Source organism: Microcystis sp. M061S2, from assembly GCF_020245605.1.
GTDB lineage: Bacteria > Cyanobacteriota > Cyanobacteriia > Cyanobacteriales > Microcystaceae > Microcystis.
In genome coordinates this window covers 57,325-78,922 of the sequence record NZ_JADBUP010000072.1, presented here as the reverse complement: position 1 = coordinate 78,922, position 21,598 = coordinate 57,325, and the positions used below count along the sequence as shown (strand labels likewise).

Below are 21,598 nucleotides of genomic sequence, written 5' to 3'. Positions count from 1 at the left end.
GATCTCAACAAAATTGAAAAGTTCTGGGCTAGATTGAAAAACTATGTTAGTCAGATTATCAATGATAGTGAAAACCTTGTGGATGCTGTGAGTAAAGCCTTCAGGCATCTGTCCTAACTAACTCGTTCTATGCCATACAATTCGGAATATAGAGTTTCTGATTCACAAGAGGTACATTCCCAATCCTGAACAGCCTAATCGGTATCGGCAAGGGTTTAACTGTGCCGCACAGATGCGAGAAGTGCTATAAACAATTTCTTGAAATATAGCGGAGTAAACAACGATGGCTACAATTTATGGTAACAATTCTAACAATTCGTTGAATGGAACTTCGTCCAGCGATACAATTTACGGACAGGCTGGCCATGACAACCTTTACGGTAATGGTGGAAATGATGTTATTTACGGTGGAACAGGAAGTGATAATGCCTATGGGGGGATTGGAGATGATTGGTTGTATGGGGAGGACGGAAATGACAAACTTTTCGGCGATGACGGTCAGGATTATTTGAGCGGGGGGGCTGGAGACGACATTCTGACTGGTGGACTGGGAGATGATTATCTCATCGGAGACGCAGGAAATGATGTTTTGGGGGGCGGTTGGGGAAATGACGTTTTAATCGGTGGTTTGGGAATCGATGTTCTAGCTGGAGGACAAGGGAATGATACTCTGACAGGCGGGGCGAATGCTGATTTCTTTGATTTTTATTCCCCCACTTATGGGGTTGACTGGATTACCGATTTTTCTGTCATTGACGATACCATTCTAGTGTACAAGACGGCATTCGGTTTGTCTTCCAGTGGTGCAATTCTAAGCAATCAATTCAGCATCGGCTCATCTGCTACTACTGCATCCCATCGTTTTATTTACGATAGTGTTAACGGTGCATTATTCTTCGATTCCGACGGTTTGGGAGGTACTGCCCAAGTTCAAATCGCTCTTTTAAATACAGGATTATTGCTGACTAATAACGATATCGTTGCGACGTAACGGAGTGCGATCGTTTTTTTTGTGATGGGGAGTGCGATCGCCGATCTTGTAGTGCGATCGCCGACCTTGTAGGTTGGGTTGACGAAAGGAAACCCAACATTTCTACACAGAAAATATCCCCTTTCCAAAACGAATTAACACCATTATCTTTTAATTTGTTGGGTTGCGTTCCTTAACCCAACCCACCGAATTTTTGAAAAATTTTAGTTGATCTTGTCGGTTGATGCGACGAAACCCAACCTACATTTTATTCCATACCAATATCACTATCAAAGATCAGCCTTTCTGAAGCCCCCCACATCTGATCATAAATTCCTTCTTCAACATAACGATGAAAACTGGAGTGTTGCCAATCTTTCGGAGCATTTACTAATCCATGATGCACGGGATTGTAATGGATGTATTCGAGATGATTAACAAAATCTCGATCATCTCGAACTTGATGCTCCCAAAAGCGACGTTGCCAAATAGCCTTTTCTCCTTTATGTTGTCGAGATGTTGAAATTTTACCCTGATATTGAGAATGACATTGACGGCTAAAATAACTTTTAATTAATCGCCAACGAGTTGAAAAATCTGCATCTGTTTCAGGCAATGTCCAAAGAGCATGAATGTGATCTGGTAAAATGACAATAGCATCAATCTTAAAATGATGTTGTCGCATAACATATTTAAAAGCATTTCGTAGTAAATCCACATTTTTAGGTTCACACAAAATTTTGTGACGATTGTATGTCACAACTGTAAAAAAATAAGTGGCTCCTGGTGTTTTTGCCCTACGGTATTGCATCAAGTTAGAATAACATTTATTGGACTGATGTTTACTCAACTGGCATTGGGTTGAGTACCGATCACCCAACCTACCAAACTGTAACCTTTATTCTGTATGCTTTTTAGCGAATAAGGTAAGCATAACATTGCTGAGAGGGCGAGCGCTGATTGGCTCGCTCAAACCCTAATCAATTCGTTAACCTCAAAATGGTCTTTTTGTACTAATAAATATTCGAGTAGAACGCTCAATGCGTTTGCTAGACTGCATTTGAGACAATTGATCAAATTTTCGGTTTGATAAATGAGCGCACCGTGAGTTCAATGATTTTAGCTGATGTTATTGGTGATTTGGCCATGCCCACAAGGGATCGCCTTAATCATCCCTAACCCATCCTACGCCATCAGCGATCGCATTACCACTTCATAAAGGGTGGTGGACTGAAGGGATGTTTTGCAAACCACTCGCGTGCGCCTTTTATGAGAAAGCGGTGAAATCCCTTATTTGGAATGGCCTTTTTGACCTCGCTCACATAGGCGGGAGGAATGCCGAACTTAAAGAAACCAAGGGAGAAATCAACTAAATCGCCCCTTCTGAAGAGTTCCACCAGCGGATAGCGGTCCGTCTTGTAGGTGCGAACCTTGTGGTGCATCTCGACCATTAGTCCAATTTCCTCAGACCATTCCTGTTGCCCAGTTTCGGATAAGTACCTCTTTACTTCAGACACCGAAGGTGGGATGTAGTCCACGGTATGAGCCGACCAAAGACCTAGATCGTGAAAGCAGGCGGCGATCGCCAACTTGGTCTTTTCTTCTTCGGTGCAGGAATGGAGTGCCAAACAGAAATTGAACATTCGATAGACATGACCCCTGTAACCCAAGTAGTCATCACCGATTCGGTCTTTCCATGCAGCGAGAATTTCTTCTATGAGATCGTTCTTGGTCTCTATGTCCATGCACGCTCCTAGTTCGTAGATTATCTATTTATTGGCATTCTAACCCATTGGAAAAAGCTCCGAATAGATCAAGCCAAAGTCAGGTGCGTTAATTAACGCGCCTTTTTGCTTTTAATCATGATGAATTTGTAATTATTATGCGTTACGCTAACACATCCTACCGTGCGACCGTGCGCTCGCTGTTATCCTGTTGATTAAGGTTTAAAATTGCCATTGCTTGGGATAGGAACGCAGCAGGCGATCGCTTTTTGATGAGCAGCAGAGGCGATCGTTTTGGGGAGGAGCAATTTTTGGGGGAATGGTGATCGCTTTTTGATGATGGGAAAGGGCGATCGTGTAATCAAAAATATTATGAACTAGATACAAAATCTCGATAAAATGGAGATAGAATGGGACAATAATAAAGCTGCTTCCAACTTGAGCAAGCATAAAATTGATTTTGAAGATGCAAAAAACATTTTTCTAGATCCCAACTGTCTGGAAAGAGAAGATAAACGTGATTATAATGAAACTAGAATTCAAGTAATCGGTATAGTTAACCAAGTAGTTTTATTTGTCGTCTATACCAAAAGAAACGGCAGATACCGCATTATTTCAGCAAGGAGAGCCAATAAAAATGAACGACGACAATATTACCAGAGTCAGACTTGATCCCGAAAATGTTAGTCATGGTAAGACAGATTGGGAAAAAGTTGCAGCAATGACTGAGGAAGAAATTGACAAAGCAGCCGAAGCAGATTCGGACTGTCTCCCCCTATCTCAACAAGAATTAAATGAGTTTCGCCGTACATCAATCACAGATGCCGATCTTGTAGTGCGATCGCCGTCATCTTGTTGATTAAACTTTAAAATTGTCATTGCTTGGCATAGGAACGCCAAGGGCGATCGCTTTGGGAAGGAGCAATTTTTGGGGAATGGCGATCGCTTTTCTTCATCAGTTCTAACTCATGCTGATTTTGATATAATAGCCATAATTGTTTGACATCTTAAGAGAAAAAATCATGATTAGAGCGATTAAACAGAAAGGAATTGTTGGCAGAGAAGGAAAAATAGAGCTTTATTCTGCGGAACTAGAAGAAGGAACAGATGTGGATATTATTATTTTAGTATCTGATTCTGAATCCGATACAACTGAATATCTTCTTTCAACAGAAGCTAATCAGCGTCAATTATCCGAAGCTATTGACAGAATAGAAAATCAAGAAAACTTAGTGACAATTACCACAAAAGAATGGAGTGAAAAATATAGTATTTGATCCGAAAGCTTTTAAAGAATTCAATGAATTGTCGATAGAAAACAAAAAACTCTATAAAAAAATCGTTGATTTAATTGATGATATATTGTGCCATCCTTTCTCTGGAATCGGTAAACCCGAACCGTTAAAATATCAACTCAAGGGTTATTGGTCAAGACGCATTAATGATGAACATCGCTTAGTATATAAAATTACAGAAACAGAAATTATTATTATCAGTTGTAAATTTCATTATGACTAGGCTCAATGTAATCGCCGTCATCTTGTTGATTAAACTTTAAAATTGTCATTGCTTGGGATAGGAATGCGGGGGTCGATCATTTTGGGAATGAGCAATTTTTGGGGAATGGCGATCGCTTTTTGGGTAGCAGCAGGAGCGCTCGCATCTCTCTTAGGGTAGAACGCTGATGGCAAAGGATGGTCAGTCAGCCCGAGATAGTCAACAGCCTATCGGGAAAAGCTAGATTTTGTAACAAGATTTAGTATTACTGAGGGCTGTGTATAGAGAAGTTGCGAATTGTTAACCCTAGCTTTGCTAGGAAAATAAAATGTGATATTGTGACCCCAAGGCCGTGAAAAACGGCAAGGTTTTCAGTCTTTTTAAACATCAGGTCGCTACATTCTACAGCTATTTTCGCTCAAAAAAACCGATTTTCTAGGCATTTCTATGACTTATCTTGTTGAACATCCTTCTACAACCTTTTATTCCTATACCGATACGGGGGTCGATCCCCTGAAAACCGCTCACGGAGTTTATATCACGGTTCACGGACATTTTTACCAACCACCGCGAGAAAATCCCTATCTAGACAGAATTGAACGGCAACCGAGCGCCCATCCCTTCCACAATTGGAATGAACGCATCCATCACGAGTGTTATCGTGCCAATGCTTTTGCGCGCATTTACAATGACCGGGGGGAAGTGATCAAAATAGTCAATAACTACGAATATCTCAGCTTTAACATCGGGGCCACCCTCATGTCATGGATGCAATCCCATGATCCCGAAGTTTATCAACGCATCCTGGCAGCGGATCAAAAAAGTTGTCAACGCTTAAACGGTCATGGTAACGCCATCGCCCAGGTCTATAATCATATCATTCTGCCCCTAGCCAACAAACAGGACAAATACACCCAAATTCGCTGGGGAAAAGCCGATTTTCAGCACCGTTTCGGCCGCGATCCCGAAGGAATGTGGTTAGCGGAAACAGCCATTGATTTAGCCACAGTGACAGCTTTAATCGATGAAGGGATTAAATTCACCATTTTAGCCCCTTCCCAAGCCCTGCGCTGTCGTCCTTTCCCTAGCGACCATGATCCCCACCCCCAATGGCACGCGGTGGCCGGAGGTCAAATCGATCCCACCCGTCCCTATCGCTGTTACATCCCCGATGGTCGTTATCTGGATATTTTCTTCTACGATGGTCCAATTTCTCGGGATATGGGCTTTAATGATGTCCTAGCCAGCAGTGATTTTCTCGTCGGTCGTCTGGGACAGGCAATTAAAGGGGATCATCGTCCCTCCCAGTTAATCAGCGTCGCTACCGATGGGGAAACCTTCGGCCACCACAAACAGGGGACAGAGAAGTGTCTTAGCTATGCTTTTACGGAATCTTTCCCTAAAAACGGCTGGACAGTCACCAATTTCGCCCATTATCTCAGTATTTGCCCCCCGACTTGGGAAGTGGAATTAAAACCCGTGACCGCGTGGAGTTGCGTCCATGGCGTAAATCGTTGGCAGGATGACTGTGGTTGCGGGGGAGGGGGAAATTACCAGCAAAAATGGCGTAAACCCCTGCGGGAGTCCCTAAATTGGCTCAGAGATGAGTTGATTAAGGTCTATGAGATTCAGGGACAGGAATTTTTCCGCGATCCTTGGCAGACAAGGGATGACTACATTGCAGTTATTTTAGATCGATCCCCAGACGCGATCGAACATTTCCTGGCTTTGCATCAAAGTCGCAACCTGAGTAAAAGCGAGAAAATCGATGCTTTGCGTTTATTAGAAATGCAAAGACAAGCTTTATTGATGTTTACCAGTTGTGGCTGGTTTTTTGAAGAAATTTCTCGACCTGAAGGCACGCAAATTTTGAGATATGCTGGCCGGGCCCTGGAATTAGCCGGAGAAGTGGCCGGAATTCAATTAGAAATGAATTTCCTCAGTCGTCTAGCTTTCGCTCCCAGTAACGTTAAGTTATATCAAGATGGGGCCGATGTCTATCGACAATTGGTCACTTCTGCGCGGGTGGATTTGGAACGGGTGGCGGCCCATTACGCTATTAGTTCCCTATTTACCAATTATCCCAGTCATCATCGGATTTATTGTTACAATACCCGTCAATTAGATTATCAAAAACAAGCGATCGGGTCTTTAACTTTAGCAGTGGGACAGGTGGAATTAACCTCGGAAATTACCCAAGAAAGTGAACATTTTGTTTTTGCTGTTCTACATTTAGGAGGTTGGGATTTTTACTGCTGCATTCAACCTTTTAACAGTCGGTTAATCTATACCAATCTTAAGGATCATCTCTTTGAATCTTTACAACAGGCCAGTGTCTCAACCATGATCGTAGAAATGGGGCGCGGATTGGGAGAAAACTTTTTTGCTTTACCCCATCTTTTTGCCGATGAAAGACACCGGATCATGCAGAAGGTGACAGCCGAAACTAAAAAACGTCTCGATCAATTATACACCCAAGTTTATCGGGATAATTATGGTATTTTAGCGGCTTTCCAACGGGATGAGCTGCCCGTACCTCAAGAGTTACAGGTAGCGGCCGATATTGCCATTTCTCACCGTTGTTTACAGGTGATTAATGCCCTAGAAAAAGATTTTGAGCAGCGGCAAGCAACGGAGAATAATCTCGATCAATTATTGGCTATTGCTAAGGAAGCCAATCATTTACACTGTCAATTAAACATTCCCGAAGCGCGTCAAACCTTAGAAGGTTTGCTCTGGCAATCTCTTGGGAAATTATTACACGATGGCGATCCTTTAACGGCGGAGGAGGATACTCGCTTAATCACCCGTTTAATTGAAGTTAGCCAACAATTAAAGCTAGGATTATCCCTCGATCGCTCTCAGGAATTATACTATTATTACTTCCATGATCGTTTAGTTCCTAATTCTTTGCGGTCCAATTCAATAGATGCTTCCTGTCCCTGGCCGATGACTCAATTAAAATGGTTATTACTATTAGGACAGGTGTTAAAAGTTGATGTGAGTATTTGGCTGTAAAATCAGTCAAAGGGTGGGCAATGCTCATCCTTTGATGATTAAGTAGGTTAGGCGATGATTGCCCTGAAACTCAGGTTAACCCAGAGACTAAACCCTTAGATTTATAATAGATCACAAGTCTCTCATCCAAGGTTTACATGACTATCACGCCGATTTATCCTGCCTCAGCCGGCACAGCAACCCAGTATCCCGATGCTTTTGGGCGTTTTGGACGCTACGGGGGCAAATACGTCCCAGAAACTCTGATGCCAGCCTTAAGTGAACTAGAAACGGCCTATAATCAGTATCAAGACGACCCCGATTTTCAAGAAGAATTAAATCAACTGCTCAAGGATTACGTCGGTAGACCTAGTCCCTTATATTTTGCCGAACGTCTCACCGCCCATTATGCCAAAGCTGACGGTACTGGGGCGCAAATTTACCTAAAACGGGAAGATTTAAACCATACCGGGGCCCACAAGATTAATAACGCCCTCGGTCAGGTTTTATTAGCCAAACGCATGGGTAAAAAGCGCATTATCGCCGAAACCGGGGCAGGACAGCACGGCGTGGCTACCGCTACGGTTTGCGCTCGTTTTGGTCTAGAATGCGTGATTTATATGGGAATTCACGACATGGAACGCCAAGAACTCAATGTTTTCCGCATGAGACTGCTTGGGGCGACGGTGCAACCCGTGGCCGCCGGGACAGGAACCCTGAAAGATGCCACCTCGGAAGCGATTCGCGACTGGGTAACTAATGTCGAAACCACTCACTACATTCTTGGTTCTGTGGCCGGTCCCCATCCCTATCCGATGATGGTGCGCGATTTTCACGCGGTTATTGGTCAAGAAACTCGTCAGCAAAGTCTGGAAAAATGGGGCGGTTTACCGGATATTCTCCTCGCTTGTGTGGGGGGTGGTTCTAATGCTATGGGTTTATTTCATGAGTTTGTTAAAGAAGCTGCCGTGCGTTTAATTGGTGTTGAGGCTGCCGGGGAAAGTATCGCTTCCGGAAAACACGCAGCCACCCTTACCCAAGGTCAACCGGGGGTTCTACATGGAGCAATGAGTTATTTATTACAAGATAACGAAGGTCAAGTTATCGAGGCCCACTCAATTAGTGCCGGTTTAGATTATCCCGGAGTCGGGCCAGAACATAGCTTTTTAAAAGATAGTGGTCGCGCCGAATATTACAGTGTCACTGACCAGGAAGCATTAGAAGCTTTTCAAAGAGTTTCCCGTTTAGAAGGGATTATTCCGGCTCTAGAAACTGCCCACGCTTTAGCCTATTTAGAAACTCTTTGCCCGCAAGTAACCGGTAGTCCTCGCATTGTTATTAATTTCTCTGGACGGGGTGATAAAGATGTGCAATCGGTGGCTAAATATTTATCGATGAATGGTTAACAGTGAGCAGTTATCAGTTATCAGTTATCAGTGAGAGGGATAAGCTATTGTGCATCTAAATTTGATATTCGTTTTGACCTGTTCCTCGTTCCAGACTAGCTTAATATGAAAAGTTCTTTTAAGAAGGGTTATCAGTTAGGAATTTTGATGCTTGTATCGACAAGTTTAATGGCCTGTAGTGCCTTAAACTATAGCTCTTTTACGGAACTCGTACCTTCTTTCTCTCCCTCTCCTTCTCCTTTAGATGCGGCAACTTTACTTGTTTTAGAGAATAAAATCTATCAAGAGGTCAATCGCTATCGTCAATCTCGCAATTTATCTCCCCTACTGTTAAATCGGGCAATTTCGCAACAAGCAAGATTACATAGCCAACGTATGGCCGCGGGTTTAGTTCCTTTTAGTCATCAAGATTTTGACAAAAGAGCGCAAACTATTGGTGTTTCAGTTCCCTATCAAGCGGTGGGGGAAAATGTGGCAGTTAATCAAGGTTATGATGACCCAGTAATGATTGCTGTGGATGGTTGGATTAAAAGTCAAGGTCATCGGGAAAATATGGAGGGAGATTTTGATAGTACCGGGATTGGAGTAGCGACGGATAATCAAGGAAAATTGTACTTTACTCAAATATTTTTAAAACGTCAATCCGCTCCCGTTGCTACTAATACCCTTGGCTATGATTTTATCGGGAATCAATCTTTTTTTATTACCCTCGAAGAGAACACTAATTATCAAGTTAATCGCTACCGAATTTCTCAAAATTTACCGCCCCTACGTCTCGATGCTCGTATTAGTCATGAAGCTCGCTTATTTAGTCAAAAAATGGCCAATAAACAGGCTCCTTTTAGTCATGATGGTTTTGAGGGAAGAGTCAAGGCAGTACAAAGGAAGATTCCTTTAGAAAAAATGGGCGAAAATTTGGCTTTTATGAAGGGATATCCTGACCCCGTTAGCGTTGCCGTCAAGGGTTGGATTAATAGCCCCGGTCATCAAAAAAATATGGTTGGTGATTATCATCTCACCGGTATCGGTATCGCTAAAAATAATGCTGGTGAATATTATTTTACACAACTTTTTGTTAAAAAGCGTTGACAAAATGACCATGATGATATTTAAATTTAACTATCATCTCTCGGCTTTTTTTATCCCACTTCCCCACTTCCCCACTTCCCCACTTCCTGAACTCTTAACTCCTAACTATATGAACTTAGACAATTTTCAAGTGTGCGATCAAGATTTAAGCGATGACCTATTATCCCGTTATCTAGGGGTTAATTCGATTGCTGTAGATACAGAAACTATGGGATTAATACCGGGGCGCGATCGACTGTGTTTAATTCAACTCTGTGATCCCAGTGGTTTTGTCACCGCCATTCGCGTTTTTAGGGGGCAAACAGAGGCTCCTAATCTCAAAAAGGTCATGGAAGATGAGCGGATAGAAAAAGTCTTTCATTTTGCCCGTTTTGATGTGGCTCAACTATCCCATACTTTTGGCATTGCCACTAAACCGATTTTCTGCACCAAAATCGCCAGTAAACTCGCTCGGACTTATACCAGCAGTCACGGTTTAAAAAGCCTCGTGCAGGAATTGGAAGGCATAGAATTAGACAAAACCGCTCAGAGTTCTGATTGGGGAAATGCCGCTAATCTTACCCCACAACAACTGAGTTATGCTGCTAACGATGTGCGCTATTTACTGTCAGTGCGAGATAAACTAATTGTGATGCTGCAAAGAGAAGAAAGATGGGAATTAGCCCAAAAATGCTTTAGTTGTATCCCCATCTTCACCGCTTTAGATTTACAGCAATACAAAGATATATTTGAGCATTAGTCGGCAAAAGTTACAGTCTATATTTTGTCACTAATACCAAATCCGTTTTTAATAGTATGATTGACTCCCAATCGAACTTTAAAAACCCAGTTATGGATTGTTTCTCCCCACTTCCCCACTTCCCCACTCCCCCACTTCCCACTTCCCCACTTCCATCACTGGTTACTGATAACTGAAAATGCTCCCTAGGGACGAAAGCTGCCAAGATCACAAAAAAGACCGCTATGATCCAAAATAGAAATCATCGTCATTGGTAGAGAATAGGTAAAAAATCTATGACATCTTATGCGGCCTCCTCTGCACGAGCCGAAATGAGCGAACTTCGGCGCCTAAAAACCCTACTGCCCCCAGAATTACAAAGTTGGGTAACGGTAGAAGGTTCCACAGAGGTTAACCCCCCCCTGATCCGTTGTGAAGAAATTGGCAGAGATGAGGTAGAAATTCAGATAGATTTAGCCAAATGGGAAAATTTAGCCATTGATCAGCGTAATTTGCTCTTTTGGCATGAAGTGGCCAGGATTCAAAATGATAGTATTCCGAGGGAAGGCTGGGAAATGGCCGCCCTCGCTATCGGTCTAGGTGGTGCGGTGGGGGAATTATGGGTACAGGACGGGTTATTATTGCTTTTGGCTATGGGATTATGTGGGATTTCTGGTTATCGTCTCTGGCGCAAAAATAATGGCGATAAAATTCTCAAAGAAGCGATCGAAGCCGATGAAAAAGCGATCGCCCTAGCCACCCGTTTCGGTTATTCTCTCCCCAACGCCTACAAGAGCCTAGGCAGTGCCTTTAAAACCCTAATTGAACAAACGCCCAACCGTCGTCTGCGTAAGCGTTATGAGACCCGTTTAGATGCCCTGAGAAAGAGTGCAGCCAAAGCGAAAGCCCAAACCCAAGGCCGTCCGCCCCTAGGTGAGATTCGTTAGCCGATAATTACAGGTAATCTGTGACATTACCCATTGGTATTTGGGGAAAAGTGTAGTAAACATTAGGTAGGTCATCAGGCCTTGTTCATCTATCAAACCACCTCTTTGTGTCGATGACTTCCCAAATTCCTGAAACACGTTTTCTGATCATTCCGATGGAGTATCCAGTTTTGCGGATGCCCGATCGCTTGACTGTCTTGGAAGCAGTACAGTTCAAGGAACTGTTTCACCATCTCATCGCCCAAACACCCACTCCCGAAAAAGTCATTCTTGATCTAAATGCCACTCAATTTATGGATAGTAGTGGCGTGGGTGCTTTAGTCCATAATCTCAAAGCGGCCAAGGCAGAAAATATCGAGTTAGTGCTGGCTAACGTCCATCCCCCAGTGATGGGGGTTTTATCGATTACGGGACTAGATCAATTATTCACTTTCCAAACCTCCCCCCTAGCAGCCCAAGAAAAGAGCTTGACTGCCAATGAAAACCATCTACCGGAAACCCATCCTTCGATTCGCAGTTGGTTAAAGCGCGGTCTTGACATTGTTGGTGGGATCGTGGGTTTATTAATCACGGGGGTTATTTTTGTCCCCATTGCTATCGCTATTAAGTTAGACAGTCCGGGTCCAATTTTTTTTAGTCAAACCCGCTGCGGTTGGTTGGGAAAGGAATTTAAAATTCTTAAGTTTCGTTCCATGTGTGTGGATGCAGAAGCACTCAAGGATAAAATCCCCAATCAAGCGGAGGGAGCTTTTTTTAAAAATAAAAATGATCCCCGGATTACCCGGGTAGGAAAATTTTTACGTCGCACCAGTTTGGACGAATTGCCCCAGTTTTGGAATGTGATCACCGGTGAAATGAGTCTTGTTGGCACTCGTCCTCCCACCCCCGATGAGGTGGAACGCTACGATGTTCCCCAATGGCAACGTTTAGACGTAAAACCCGGTATGACGGGAGAATGGCAGGTGAATGGTCGCTCTCGGGTGAGTAATTTTGAAGAGGTAATTCAACTAGATCTGCGCTATCAAGAAAATTGGAGTTTAGGCTACGATCTACAACTGATTTTTAAAACAATTTTGATTCTCTTTCAAAAAAACAGTGGTGCCTTCTGACGTCTTAAATTCCCCTTCTTTCCCCCTCCAATTCCATCTACAAGTCCGGACGGAATTGGCAGCTTTAATCCCAGTCCTACAATGGTTTGAATCTCACGGCAGTTCCTTTCTACCTGACTCGGCGCTTTGGCAGTGTAAGGTGGCTTTAGCGGAAGGATTTACTAATGCTGTCCGTTACGCTCACCAACATTTACCACCGACCACACCGATCGATCTAGAATTAACTTTACAGTCCCATTCTCTAGAAATAAGAATATGGGATCACGGTCAACCTTTTGATCTCCAAGAAAAACTTGATTCTCTACAACAACATCCCGTCGCACCTTTGGAAATGGAAAGCGATCGAGGATTAATTTTTATGCGTTCTCTTACTGATACTTTACAATATATCCGCACTGGCGAAGGGAGAAATTGTTTAATTCTCCAGAAAAGTTTTTAAGTCAATTTATCCCCTGTTAGAAACTACGTCAATGGCACAGGTTTCCAGACGAGAAAAAAGAATTATGCCACCACCCACACCCCAGACAAGGGTGGGGAGATGTCCCCAGGGTGCTTTGAGAGAGAAAGTAATTTGATCGTAGTATAACCACTTGTTATTAACTCGCCAACCGACTTTTGATCCAAAATCGTTCCATTTTTGTTGATCATAATTGCCGCTTCCTCCCAAACTTTCATAAATTCTTTTCTGAACAGATATACCGAATTTTCCCTGACTATATTGTAACCAGAGTTGATTGATAGTGGCTAAATCTTCACAGGGAAAGTTATCTATATCTTCTATCTTAAGATATTTTTCTTTAGTTCGATCGGCAACTTTTAATAATAAATTAGCTGTTTCTTGATCGGCTTCCTGCCATTTTTCTTGCGCTAATAAATCCCGTAGGTTAGTGTAATTAATTGCCTTGGCACTTTTGAGGTTAATTTCCTCCCTGATGCCGGCTGGAAAAACTGGCAAAACCGTTTCTTGAATTGTATTCTGTGATCGGGGTTTTGGCGGAATCACTGCAGCTAATTTTACTGCTAACTCTTGCAGGACTTCCCCAGCTGATTGATAACGTTTTTTGGTGCCAAATTCAATTAATTTATCTAAAATTTTACCTAATTCAACACTAACAGGATTATTAATCAGGTGCTGTCTCCATACCCATTCATGTTCACTCACATCGAATAATTCAAAGGGAGATATTCCCGTTAATAAATAGATACAAGTGACTCCCAAACTATATAAATCACTACTATTAATCGCTTTGCCATTACTTTGTTCTGGAGCGATATATCCCGCCGAACCGATCACTGTTCCTGTCAGGGAAAGATTAGCAATGGTTATAAATTTAGAGGCACCGAAATCCACTAAAATTATTTTATTATCGCTGCGTCTCCTAATTATATTCGCTGGTTTAATATCCCGATGAATGACTCTTTTAGCGTGGATAAAATCAAGAATTGGCAAAATTTCTAATAAAAGATGTTTGATCTTTTCTTCATTAAAAACTCCCTCGCTTTGTAATTCTTGTTCTAGATTTTCTCCCTCAATATATTCTTGCACAAGATATTGTCGCCCATCATTGCTGGTAAAATAGGCATAGAGGGAGGGAATTTGTGGGTGTTGACCGAGATTATCTAAACTAATCGCTTCTTCTTTAAATAATTCCGCCGCTTTCTTGAGAGCATTACTGCCTTGAGCGCTAGGAAAAAATTGTTTAATCACACAATAAGGTTTAGAAGGTTTATCCTCATCAATTGCTTGAAAAGTTTTACCGAAACCTCCTTGACCAATTAATTTTATAGCACGATAACGATCTTTTATTAATAATTGAAAGCGACATTTTTGACAGAATTTATCTGTAGGATCATTGTTATATAGACAATCGGGATTAAGACATAAACTCATGGCTAGTTTCAACAGGGATAGGGAAGATGCTTCAGTTATCAGTAAACAGTGAACAGTGAACTGATAACCGACAACTGATAACTGATTACTGATAACTGATTACTGATTACTGATAACTGATTACTGATAACTGATAACTGATAGCTGATAGCTAAATCGAGCTTTCTTGCTCCGGCCAAATTTCTGGCTGTTGATTTAATAAAAGCTGGGCTGCCTCTAACATATCATCGACAATATCGCGCAAATCTGTCTTATTATCGATATAAGCTTTTAACGCCTCCATCGGATCTAATTGATTACCCACCCCTAATTCAGGTAAACGGGGACGGGTTAATTGACTAATTAACTCCGCCCGAATACTATAGCTATGGGCAGGTTTTAACGCCTCATCAAGCTGATTGGTGTTGATTAGTTCTAATTGCTCACTGCGAATTTTATAAACTAAGCGGATAACTGCTTCCTGAATATCGTATTTTTTCAGAGCTTTCAGCAATTCTTTTTGGGGGTTTTCTGCCTCGGAAACATCCACTTCGATGGAACGGAAAGGACGCACGGGTAAAGGGCAAAATTCCCATTTAACCTCTCCTTTAGCCACTTCTATTAAAACATAGCCCTTATCTTCTTTTTCCTCGCTAAAATCCACTCGATCGATGCTCCCCGGATAGACAATGGGCGGATCATTGCTAGGATTAAGATTCTGGTGTTTGTGAACATGACCGAGGGCAACGTACTCGAATTGTGGACGATTTAGCAGGGATAAAGGCACGGTAAAACCTTTACCAACCGCTAAAAATCTTTCTGCTCCTAAACTAGCTCGATCGGCCATTAAATGGGCTAATAAAACTGTTGGTAAACTTGTATCTAATTGGCGGATTTCTCCTTCTAAAACTGGTTCCAAACGGTTAATTAATAATTCATTTACCCCACTCAAGGATAAACCCTCGGTTTCGGGACGGGTTAAGAGAGTGGCGCGGGTTAACCAGGGTAAAGTAATTACTTGGATATCGCCGTTGCGGGTGGTGATGCGATGGGTGGTCAGGCGATCGCCAACAATAAACCCCGGCACCGCTAGGGTACGATAGATGGAGAGACTGACACCGCCATTACCCTGAGAATGTTGATCGTGATTACCCACTAATAACACCGTCGGGATATTAGCATCGGCAAGACGACGGAATTGACCGGCAAAAGCTTCGTGAACAAAAGGAGGAGGAGTGGCATCGGGAAAGGCATCTCCCCCAAAAAGCACTAGATCCACAGGGTTAGCAATAGCCCGATCGATACAGAGGCTTAAACTGCCCATAAAATCCTCTAAACGAGTATTTAACCCCGTTTTTGGATTTAAACGTCCATGGGAAAAACCGCTCCCCATGTGAATATCCGATAAGTGCAGTATTTTAATCATAGTAAAGGAAAAACAGGCGTAATTAAGTACACCTGTTCAGGATTATTTTCCTAATTTTTTATCGCGATCTTGACGACGGCGATCACGCCATTCTGTAGTCGTCAGGTAGAGAATACCACCACTAACGACAACGAGAAGAATTAAGGCGACAAGAAAGAGAGTGTTGAGAATCAAGGATGTTTCCATGGTATCTATAGATTACCTAGAAACCGTTACGACCCCAAACCACCATGGCGATCGACCAAGTGAACAGGGCGAGAATGCTAACCCAACCAAGTGTCAAAATATCCATAATTGCCTTTGTTAAACGAATTACTTAGGAGATAACTACTCAATTTTTGACACTCTCCGCCCTAAAAGTGCGGAGATTCTTGGGCTGAATCTTGCCGCTACTAGCAAAGCTAATTTTGGTCTTACAGTTTCATGTCTAGTCCGACTACACCTACAAGGCAAGCACTCTTAAAGACTACTCCCCAAGCGTAAATTTCTGTGTGTCCCACAGTATTTAATTGTTTTTCGCTCTTACCATGTGGACTTACTATGAAAGCTTTTGTACCAGTGATGGTTAGAGATTTAGGGATTACGGAGTGTCGCTTGTTTCCTGCGTTCCCAAAGTCAACGACTCAATTTAATGCTAACATAAAGTCGCCCTAAAGGGCGAGGTTTTCAACCCAAATTTTCGATAATACTTCATCAGTGACTCCGTTTTAGAGAGGCGATCGTGCAAATTACGCTCAAGGAAAGAATCGAATCCATACAGGTGGGGAGTATCTCGGCTCTGGCTTTCCTGGTTCCCTATCTGCTATTTTTAACTGTTGATCGACTATTTTTAGGGGAATCGCTCACAATAATTAGCGCTTTTGTCAAGATATCCGGGGCGATAATTAGCGGATTTCTCTTCGGTGTCACCTATCGTTATGTCGTCCGTAACGATGATAATCCCCATCTCAAAGATGGTACAGTGGCAGCTTTTGCCCTAGTCCGCGGCCTAGTTCCCCTACAATTATCCACAGACTTGATCGCTGACGCTTGGCGCTTAAGTCTCTTTCTGGGAGAGAGCTTTATCTGTTTTTTATCCTGTCGTCTGCTCTTAGAGTTGACTAAGCTGCGCCAATAACCGACTCAGTTATCAGTTATCAGTTATCAGTCATCAGATTTAAGTTTTCAGTGAATAGTATTAAGCGACAAGCTCGGAGCTGCTTTTTTACTGTTTACTGATCACTGTTTACTGATCACTGATCACTGATCACTGTTTACTGATCACTGAAACATCACCCCACACCCCACACCCCACACCCCACACCCCACACCCCACACCCTATGGCTATTTGTATTCCCGTTAATTTACCCGATCGCTCCTATAATATTCTGATCGAGAAGGGCAGTTTAGCTAATCTCGGTGCAGAAATGAGCCGTTTAAGCTTAGGTAAAAAGGTTTTATTGGTTTCTAATCCCGAAATTTTTGACTATTACGGACAAATAGCCGTTAATTCCCTAGAAAAAGCGGGATTTGTCGTTTTTACTCATCTGATCCCCGCCGGCGAAAATTATAAAACCCTCGATGCGATCGCCCAAGTTTATGATAGCGCCCTCGCTCACCGGCTGGAACGTTCCTCGACTATGGTTGCCCTCGGTGGTGGTGTAATCGGTGATATGACGGGATTTGCGGCAGCCACATGGTTACGGGGCGTTAATTTTGTCCAGGTTCCCACCACTCTCTTAGCCATGGTGGACGCTTCCATCGGGGGTAAAACTGGTGTTAATCATCCCCAGGGCAAAAATCTGATCGGGGCCTTTTATCAACCGAAATTAGTTCTGATCGATCCTAGCGTGCTTAAAACCCTACCCGTGCGAGAATTTCGGGCTGGAATGGCAGAAGTGATTAAATACGGTGTAATTTGGGATGCCGAGTTATTTCAACAGTTAGAAGACTCGGACAATTTAGCCAGTTTTTCTCAGATCGATGGCGAGCTATTGCAAATAATTATTACAAAGTCTTGCCAAGCTAAAGCAGATGTGGTATGCACAGACGAAAAAGAAGCAGGTTTGCGGGCGATCTTAAACTATGGTCACACGATCGCCCACGGCATTGAAAGTTTAACGGGATACACTAGCGTTAACCACGGGGAAGCGGTGGCCATGGGGATGGTGGCGGCAGGAGCGATCGCTGTTAAACTGGGAATGTGGACCGCCGGGGAAAATCAACGTCAAACCGATTTAATCGAAAAAGCCGCCTTAGAAACCCGTATGCCGCCTTTAAATGCCGATGAGATGGTCAATGCTCTCACTGCCGATAAAAAGGTTAAAGATGGCAAGGTTAGATTTATTTTACCAACGGCAATCGGCCAAGTCACCATTAGCGATCGAGTCACCCCCACCCTGGTGCGCGAGGTGTTATCACCAACCGAATCCGGGCAGTAAAAGCTTTTTCAATTGTTGCATCGCTTGTTCCGTAACATCCCGGTATTTTAAATCTCCCACGAGAATACGTCCCATCAGTTGACCGGCGATCGGGCGTTTAACGGCGATATTGTAGGCGATTTGGGTAAATTGATAGAATAAACCGGCTAATTTGGCCGCTAAAGCCATATCTTCCCCCCATTCTTCCCGAATTATCCGACTATAGCCCGCTAAAGCCTGATTATCTCCGGCTAAAGCTCGATCGATCGCCTCGGCTGCCTTAACTCCCGTCAAAATTGCCGGACGGATACCCTCACCGATGAGAGGATCGAGAATCCCTGCCGCTTCTCCTGTAATTAGGGCATTTTGGGCGTGTAGCGGTTGATTTCCGTTCCAAAGGGCTAAAGCATACTCACTATAGCGATAATCCTGTAAATTCCAGCCCTTTTGACGGGCATAATCTAACAGTTGTTTTTTCAGCTCCTCGGATTTGATGCTGCCCTTAAAACAAGCACCGCTAATTGTGTAACCATTAGACTTGGGAAAAGCCCAGATATAACCATTTTTTAGGGAACCAAAGTCAAAAAAAGCTTTTTTGGGGGGAATAGTAGCCCCTGCGTTAGTAATTTCGAGAGTAGCCCCGATCGTTTGGTTTTTCGCCGGTAATCCCAACCAGCGACTGGTATTGCCCCTAACACCATCGGCAGCAATCAGATATTTACCTGAAAATGTTCCTTGGGATGTGGTAACTTGCCAGTGATCTTGAAGGAATTTGATCTGGGTAACTTCGCTGTTATCTTGGATGGTTGCCCCGACTGCGATCGCCTGTTGACCTAAAAAATCATCGAAACGATCCCTTTGTACCATCCACATCGGTTCTAGCATATTTAACTTAGTGGTGGCGGCATCCCCCTGTTTCCAAGTAAACTCCACTTGCGTGACGGTATTCTCGATCACGGGGGTAAAATCAAAATCAAACCACTGCTTAATTGCCGGGGATACCCCACCACCACAGGGTTTATAACGGGGTAATTTCGCTTTATCGAGGATCAGGATCGATCGCCCCCTTTTAGCTAGATGATAACCCGCCGTCGTTCCTGCTGGTCCCGCACCGATGATAATACAGTCAAACATTTGTACTAATTTAAGTCGTTGAACAAATTTATGGACAATTTACGCTATTTTTGGCAACTTGTCTTGAGTCTGGTTTCTTGTCCCTTCTTCAGGCGGTTGAGCTTGCCTCTCTAGTTTCTAACTGATTTATCCCCCAATGTCCAAGAGAGTCTAATCTCTGGCTTTTTTGGCTAATTGATCAATTATCTTCACCTAATCAATTGTATAATCAAAAAAACTATAACGGCTCGATTATATCATGAAAATTGTTTCTATTAAAATAAAAAACTATCGTATGTTTAAAAACATACACATAAGAGATATTCCCCCTTTTTGTGTGATTATTGGAGCTAACGGCACGGGAAAATCTACTCTATTTGATATTTTTGGGTTTCTGCGAGATGCCCTCAAAAATAACATTCGCCAAGCTTTACAAATTCGCGGCGGTTATAGAGAAATTATCACTAGAGATCAAGAACAGGAAGATATTGAAATCGAGCTGCAATTTCGCATGAAAATCTTAGATACAGAACGTCTGGTTACTTATATACTTATAATTGGACAAAACAAAAATCGCCCTGTTATCAAACGCGAAATACTTCGCTATAAACGGGGTGAACACGGTAAACCTTTTCATTTTTTAGATTTTCAACTTGGTCAAGGATATGCTATCACCAACGAAGAAGATTTTAGTAAACCGGATAAAGAACTCGATCGAGAAGAACAACAGCTAGAATCTAACGATATACTAGCAATCAAAGGATTAGGACAATTTCAACGTTTTAAAGCCGCTACAGCCTTTCGTTCTCTGATTGAAAATTGGCACGTTTCTGACTTTCATATTAGCGAAGCTAGAGGAAGTAAAGAAATATCTTATGCTGAACACTTATCCCCTACTGGCGACAATATAGCTACAGTTGCTCAATATATTTATCAACAATATCCCACAATTTTTCAGCAAATTCTCGAAAAAATGAAACAAAGAGTTCCGGGTATTTCCTCTGTGGAAGCCAAAGAAACCGAAGACGGTCGCTTGATTTTACGTTTTCAAGATCAGGCCTTTAAAGACCCTTTTATTGATCGCTATGTTTCTGACGGGACTATGAAAATGTTCGCTTATTTAACATTACTATTCGATCCCAATCCTCATCCCCTACTCTGTGTCGAAGAACCAGAAAACCAACTTTATCCTACTTTATTAAAAGAACTAGCCGAAGAATTCGCCCACTATAGCGATCAGGGGGGTCAGGTATTTGTTTCTAGCCACTCCCCCGATTTTATCAATGCGGTTCCACTAGATAGTATTTTCTGGCTAATTAAATCCCAAGGTATCACCCAAATCCATAGGGCTAACGATAGCGAAATCCTCAAAAACTTAGTAGCGGCAGGCGATTTACCCGGCTATCTTTGGAATCAAGGCTGGTTTGAAGGAGTAGCACCATAATGAACTATGATATCGTATTTTTGCTAGAAGAGTCATCTATAAAAAATGTGTTAGAAGAACTTTTGCCTAAACTTATTCCCCCAGAAATCAGCTATATATGTATTAGTCATCAAGGTAAACAAGACCTAGCAAAATCTATTCCTATAAAACTCAAAGCTTTCAAGAAATCTAGTCCCAATACCAAATTTATTATTGTCCACGATCAGGATTCCCACGATTGTCAAGAACTCAAAAAGAAACTAGGGCAAATTTGTCAAAATGCCAGTGATGCTCAAGTCTTAATTCGGATTATTTGCCATGAATTAGAATCTTGGTTTCTGGGAGATTTAGCAGCAGTGGCCAAGGCGTATAATTTAAATAGTCTCGGCCAAAAACAAAATAAAAGTAAATACAGAGAACCAGACCAGCTCAACTCGGCCAAACAAGAATTAAAAAAGCTAGTGAAAGAGTATTATGCAGGAACCCACTCTAAACAGATTGCCCCCCATCTTTCCCTAACTGAAAATAAATCGCGTAGTTTTCAAACTTTTATCCAAGGTATCAAAAATGTTGTGGAAATGATACAACGCCCCAATCCGAACCCGAACTAGAATAGACCTCGACCTAATATAATTAAAAGCTTGTAAACTCCTAACTAGAGTTGGCTGAAAAAATCTAATACCATTTCTCTAAATTAAAACTACACATCGAATTTAAGTCACCCTTTTTAAGGGGGATTTAGGGGGATTAAACTTCTGTAGTCAGACTTTGGAGAATTGGTATAAAAATCTTGTTGGATAATATCTTTAGGGTTTTTTAAAATCAAAAAGTGCCGGCCTTGGGAGTGAGCGGGGGAAGATTTAGGCATTTTTGCGCCCAAAAATATTCCCCCCGGCAGAACCGAGGGGA

General features: G+C 42.5%; 24 protein-coding genes. 16 read left to right on the top strand and 8 right to left on the bottom strand.

Translation table 11 applies throughout. The features are described 5' to 3' along the window. The first annotated feature begins 283 nt into the window (after nt 1-283). Nucleotides 284-991: a calcium-binding protein gene (locus tag IM475_RS12935; protein WP_159249563.1), complete on the top strand. Its 708-nt coding sequence runs from the start codon at nt 284-286 to the stop codon at nt 989-991. 247 nt (nt 992-1,238) lie between these two features. Here IM475_RS12935 and IM475_RS12930 read toward each other — a convergent pair whose 3' ends face one another. From IM475_RS12930 to IM475_RS12920, 3 genes are all read right to left on the bottom strand, one after another. Beyond that, a complete protein-coding gene (locus IM475_RS12930) occupies nt 1,239-1,781 on the bottom strand; it encodes an REP-associated tyrosine transposase (RefSeq protein WP_287727812.1) in 543 nt (180 codons plus the stop codon). Between the two features lie 394 nt (nt 1,782-2,175). Then, nucleotides 2,176-2,715, bottom strand: a complete 540-nt coding sequence (locus IM475_RS12925) for a hypothetical protein (protein WP_287727810.1) — start codon at nt 2,713-2,715, stop codon at nt 2,176-2,178. 201 nt (nt 2,716-2,916) lie between these two features. Further along, nucleotides 2,917-3,144: a hypothetical protein gene (locus tag IM475_RS12920; RefSeq protein WP_287727820.1), complete on the bottom strand. Its 228-nt coding sequence runs from the start codon at nt 3,142-3,144 to the stop codon at nt 2,917-2,919. Here IM475_RS12920 and IM475_RS12915 point away from each other — a divergent pair. The 11 genes from IM475_RS12915 (at nt 3,094) to IM475_RS12865 (ending at nt 12,896) form a co-directional block, all read left to right on the top strand. Then, a complete protein-coding gene (locus IM475_RS12915; RefSeq protein ID WP_287727808.1) occupies nt 3,094-3,366 on the top strand; it encodes a BrnT family toxin in 273 nt (90 codons plus the stop codon). The two genes, IM475_RS12920 and IM475_RS12915, sit on opposite strands and share 51 nt — an antisense overlap. Then, nucleotides 3,332-3,553 (top strand): hypothetical protein, encoded by a 222-nt coding sequence (locus IM475_RS12910; RefSeq protein WP_287657635.1) that lies wholly within the window; start codon nt 3,332-3,334, stop codon nt 3,551-3,553. The genes IM475_RS12915 and IM475_RS12910 overlap by 35 nt, the downstream gene beginning before the upstream one ends. Before the next feature lie 163 nt (nt 3,554-3,716). After that, entirely contained in the window at nt 3,717-3,971 is a 255-nt protein-coding gene (locus tag IM475_RS12905; RefSeq protein WP_287727807.1) for a hypothetical protein, read from the top strand. After that, nucleotides 3,952-4,212: a Txe/YoeB family addiction module toxin gene (locus IM475_RS12900; RefSeq protein ID WP_287727806.1), complete on the top strand. Its 261-nt coding sequence runs from the start codon at nt 3,952-3,954 to the stop codon at nt 4,210-4,212. Before IM475_RS12905 ends, IM475_RS12900 begins: the two co-directional genes overlap by 20 nt. 426 nt (nt 4,213-4,638) lie before the next feature. Beyond that, nucleotides 4,639-7,209 carry a DUF3536 domain-containing protein gene (locus IM475_RS12895; RefSeq protein WP_287727804.1) on the top strand — a complete coding sequence of 857 codons (2,571 nt, stop codon included), beginning with the start codon at nt 4,639-4,641 and terminating at the stop codon, nt 7,207-7,209. Nucleotides 7,210-7,346: 137 nt separating this feature from the next. Further along, nucleotides 7,347-8,594 (top strand): tryptophan synthase subunit beta, encoded by a 1,248-nt coding sequence (trpB, locus tag IM475_RS12890; RefSeq protein ID WP_287727802.1) that lies wholly within the window; start codon nt 7,347-7,349, stop codon nt 8,592-8,594. A gap of 105 nt (nt 8,595-8,699) precedes the next feature. Then, nucleotides 8,700-9,683 (top strand): CAP domain-containing protein, encoded by a 984-nt coding sequence (locus IM475_RS12885; protein ID WP_287727801.1) that lies wholly within the window; start codon nt 8,700-8,702, stop codon nt 9,681-9,683. Nucleotides 9,684-9,792: 109 nt separating this feature from the next. Then, complete coding sequence (locus IM475_RS12880; protein ID WP_287727819.1) at nt 9,793-10,422, top strand: ribonuclease D; 630 nt, start codon at nt 9,793-9,795, stop codon at nt 10,420-10,422. A gap of 275 nt (nt 10,423-10,697) precedes the next feature. Beyond that, complete coding sequence (locus IM475_RS12875) at nt 10,698-11,348, top strand: DUF3318 domain-containing protein (protein ID WP_002756971.1); 651 nt, start codon at nt 10,698-10,700, stop codon at nt 11,346-11,348. Between the two features lie 113 nt (nt 11,349-11,461). Beyond that, complete coding sequence (locus IM475_RS12870; protein WP_287657644.1) at nt 11,462-12,457, top strand: anti-sigma factor antagonist; 996 nt, start codon at nt 11,462-11,464, stop codon at nt 12,455-12,457. Continuing rightward, entirely contained in the window at nt 12,444-12,896 is a 453-nt protein-coding gene (locus IM475_RS12865) for an ATP-binding protein (RefSeq protein WP_287657645.1), read from the top strand. The genes IM475_RS12870 and IM475_RS12865 overlap by 14 nt, the downstream gene beginning before the upstream one ends. A 6-nt stretch (nt 12,897-12,902) precedes the next feature. On the opposite strand, the gene IM475_RS12860 is transcribed toward IM475_RS12865, so the two are convergent. The 4 genes from IM475_RS12860 to petN all read right to left on the bottom strand — a co-directional run bounded on the left by IM475_RS12860 (nt 12,903) and on the right by petN (nt 16,045). Next, a complete protein-coding gene (locus IM475_RS12860; RefSeq protein ID WP_287657646.1) occupies nt 12,903-14,348 on the bottom strand; it encodes a serine/threonine-protein kinase in 1,446 nt (481 codons plus the stop codon). Nucleotides 14,349-14,499: 151 nt separating this feature from the next. Continuing rightward, a complete protein-coding gene (sbcD, locus tag IM475_RS12855) occupies nt 14,500-15,753 on the bottom strand; it encodes an exonuclease subunit SbcD (RefSeq protein WP_287727800.1) in 1,254 nt (417 codons plus the stop codon). A 42-nt stretch (nt 15,754-15,795) separates the two neighbouring features. After that, nucleotides 15,796-15,939, bottom strand: a complete 144-nt coding sequence (locus IM475_RS12850; RefSeq protein ID WP_287657648.1) for a hypothetical protein — start codon at nt 15,937-15,939, stop codon at nt 15,796-15,798. 16 nt (nt 15,940-15,955) lie between these two features. Beyond that, nucleotides 15,956-16,045 carry a cytochrome b6-f complex subunit PetN gene (petN, locus tag IM475_RS12845; RefSeq protein ID WP_012265708.1) on the bottom strand — a complete coding sequence of 30 codons (90 nt, stop codon included), beginning with the start codon at nt 16,043-16,045 and terminating at the stop codon, nt 15,956-15,958. A gap of 429 nt (nt 16,046-16,474) precedes the next feature. Between petN and IM475_RS12840 the strand changes: the two genes are divergently transcribed. Both IM475_RS12840 and aroB read left to right on the top strand, forming a co-directional pair. Further along, nucleotides 16,475-16,870, top strand: a complete 396-nt coding sequence (locus IM475_RS12840) for a hypothetical protein (RefSeq protein ID WP_287727798.1) — start codon at nt 16,475-16,477, stop codon at nt 16,868-16,870. Nucleotides 16,871-17,073: 203 nt separating this feature from the next. After that, nucleotides 17,074-18,174, top strand: coding sequence for a 3-dehydroquinate synthase (gene aroB / locus IM475_RS12835; protein ID WP_287727796.1), 1,101 nt, complete (start codon nt 17,074-17,076; stop codon nt 18,172-18,174). Here aroB and IM475_RS12830 read toward each other — a convergent pair. Continuing rightward, the gene (locus IM475_RS12830; RefSeq protein WP_287727794.1) at nt 18,151-19,287 is read right to left on the bottom strand and encodes a geranylgeranyl reductase family protein; all 1,137 of its coding nucleotides are present in this window, start codon (nt 19,285-19,287) and stop codon (nt 18,151-18,153) included. The two genes, aroB and IM475_RS12830, sit on opposite strands and share 24 nt — an antisense overlap. Before the next feature lie 238 nt (nt 19,288-19,525). On the opposite strand from IM475_RS12830, the gene IM475_RS12825 reads away from it, so the two are divergent. Both IM475_RS12825 and IM475_RS12820 read left to right on the top strand, forming a co-directional pair. Then, nucleotides 19,526-20,710, top strand: a complete 1,185-nt coding sequence (locus IM475_RS12825) for an AAA family ATPase (protein WP_353737449.1) — start codon at nt 19,526-19,528, stop codon at nt 20,708-20,710. Beyond that, complete coding sequence (locus tag IM475_RS12820) at nt 20,710-21,300, top strand: DUF4276 family protein (RefSeq protein ID WP_287727792.1); 591 nt, start codon at nt 20,710-20,712, stop codon at nt 21,298-21,300. The genes IM475_RS12825 and IM475_RS12820 overlap by 1 nt, the downstream gene beginning before the upstream one ends. Nucleotides 21,301-21,598 lie beyond the last annotated feature (298 nt).

What these genes read in the sequence shown, in the direction of transcription:
- IM475_RS12870 (WP_287657644.1), top strand. Translation starts at nt 11,462, where the DNA reads ATGACTTCCCAAATTCCTGAAACACGTTTTCTGATCATTCCGATGGAG.
- IM475_RS12880 (WP_287727819.1), top strand. Translation starts at nt 9,793, where the DNA reads ATGAACTTAGACAATTTTCAAGTGTGCGATCAAGATTTAAGCGATGAC.
- IM475_RS12830 (WP_287727794.1), bottom strand. Translation starts at nt 19,287, where the DNA reads ATGTTTGACTGTATTATCATCGGTGCGGGACCAGCAGGAACGACGGCG.
- IM475_RS12820 (WP_287727792.1), top strand. Translation starts at nt 20,710, where the DNA reads ATGAACTATGATATCGTATTTTTGCTAGAAGAGTCATCTATAAAAAAT.
- IM475_RS12935 (WP_159249563.1), top strand. Translation starts at nt 284, where the DNA reads ATGGCTACAATTTATGGTAACAATTCTAACAATTCGTTGAATGGAACT.
- IM475_RS12910 (WP_287657635.1), top strand. Translation starts at nt 3,332, where the DNA reads ATGAACGACGACAATATTACCAGAGTCAGACTTGATCCCGAAAATGTT.
- trpB (WP_287727802.1), top strand. Translation starts at nt 7,347, where the DNA reads ATGACTATCACGCCGATTTATCCTGCCTCAGCCGGCACAGCAACCCAG.
- IM475_RS12895 (WP_287727804.1), top strand. Translation starts at nt 4,639, where the DNA reads ATGACTTATCTTGTTGAACATCCTTCTACAACCTTTTATTCCTATACC.
- IM475_RS12920 (WP_287727820.1), bottom strand. Translation starts at nt 3,144, where the DNA reads ATGCTTGCTCAAGTTGGAAGCAGCTTTATTATTGTCCCATTCTATCTC.
- IM475_RS12930 (WP_287727812.1), bottom strand. Translation starts at nt 1,781, where the DNA reads ATGCAATACCGTAGGGCAAAAACACCAGGAGCCACTTATTTTTTTACA.
- aroB (WP_287727796.1), top strand. Translation starts at nt 17,074, where the DNA reads ATGGCTATTTGTATTCCCGTTAATTTACCCGATCGCTCCTATAATATT.
- IM475_RS12905 (WP_287727807.1), top strand. Translation starts at nt 3,717, where the DNA reads ATGATTAGAGCGATTAAACAGAAAGGAATTGTTGGCAGAGAAGGAAAA.
- IM475_RS12885 (WP_287727801.1), top strand. Translation starts at nt 8,700, where the DNA reads ATGAAAAGTTCTTTTAAGAAGGGTTATCAGTTAGGAATTTTGATGCTT.
- IM475_RS12875 (WP_002756971.1), top strand. Translation starts at nt 10,698, where the DNA reads ATGACATCTTATGCGGCCTCCTCTGCACGAGCCGAAATGAGCGAACTT.
- IM475_RS12825 (WP_353737449.1), top strand. Translation starts at nt 19,526, where the DNA reads ATGAAAATTGTTTCTATTAAAATAAAAAACTATCGTATGTTTAAAAAC.
- petN (WP_012265708.1), bottom strand. Translation starts at nt 16,045, where the DNA reads ATGGATATTTTGACACTTGGTTGGGTTAGCATTCTCGCCCTGTTCACT.
- IM475_RS12860 (WP_287657646.1), bottom strand. Translation starts at nt 14,348, where the DNA reads ATGAGTTTATGTCTTAATCCCGATTGTCTATATAACAATGATCCTACA.
- IM475_RS12925 (WP_287727810.1), bottom strand. Translation starts at nt 2,715, where the DNA reads ATGGACATAGAGACCAAGAACGATCTCATAGAAGAAATTCTCGCTGCA.
- IM475_RS12850 (WP_287657648.1), bottom strand. Translation starts at nt 15,939, where the DNA reads ATGGAAACATCCTTGATTCTCAACACTCTCTTTCTTGTCGCCTTAATT.
- IM475_RS12915 (WP_287727808.1), top strand. Translation starts at nt 3,094, where the DNA reads ATGGAGATAGAATGGGACAATAATAAAGCTGCTTCCAACTTGAGCAAG.
- sbcD (WP_287727800.1), bottom strand. Translation starts at nt 15,753, where the DNA reads ATGATTAAAATACTGCACTTATCGGATATTCACATGGGGAGCGGTTTT.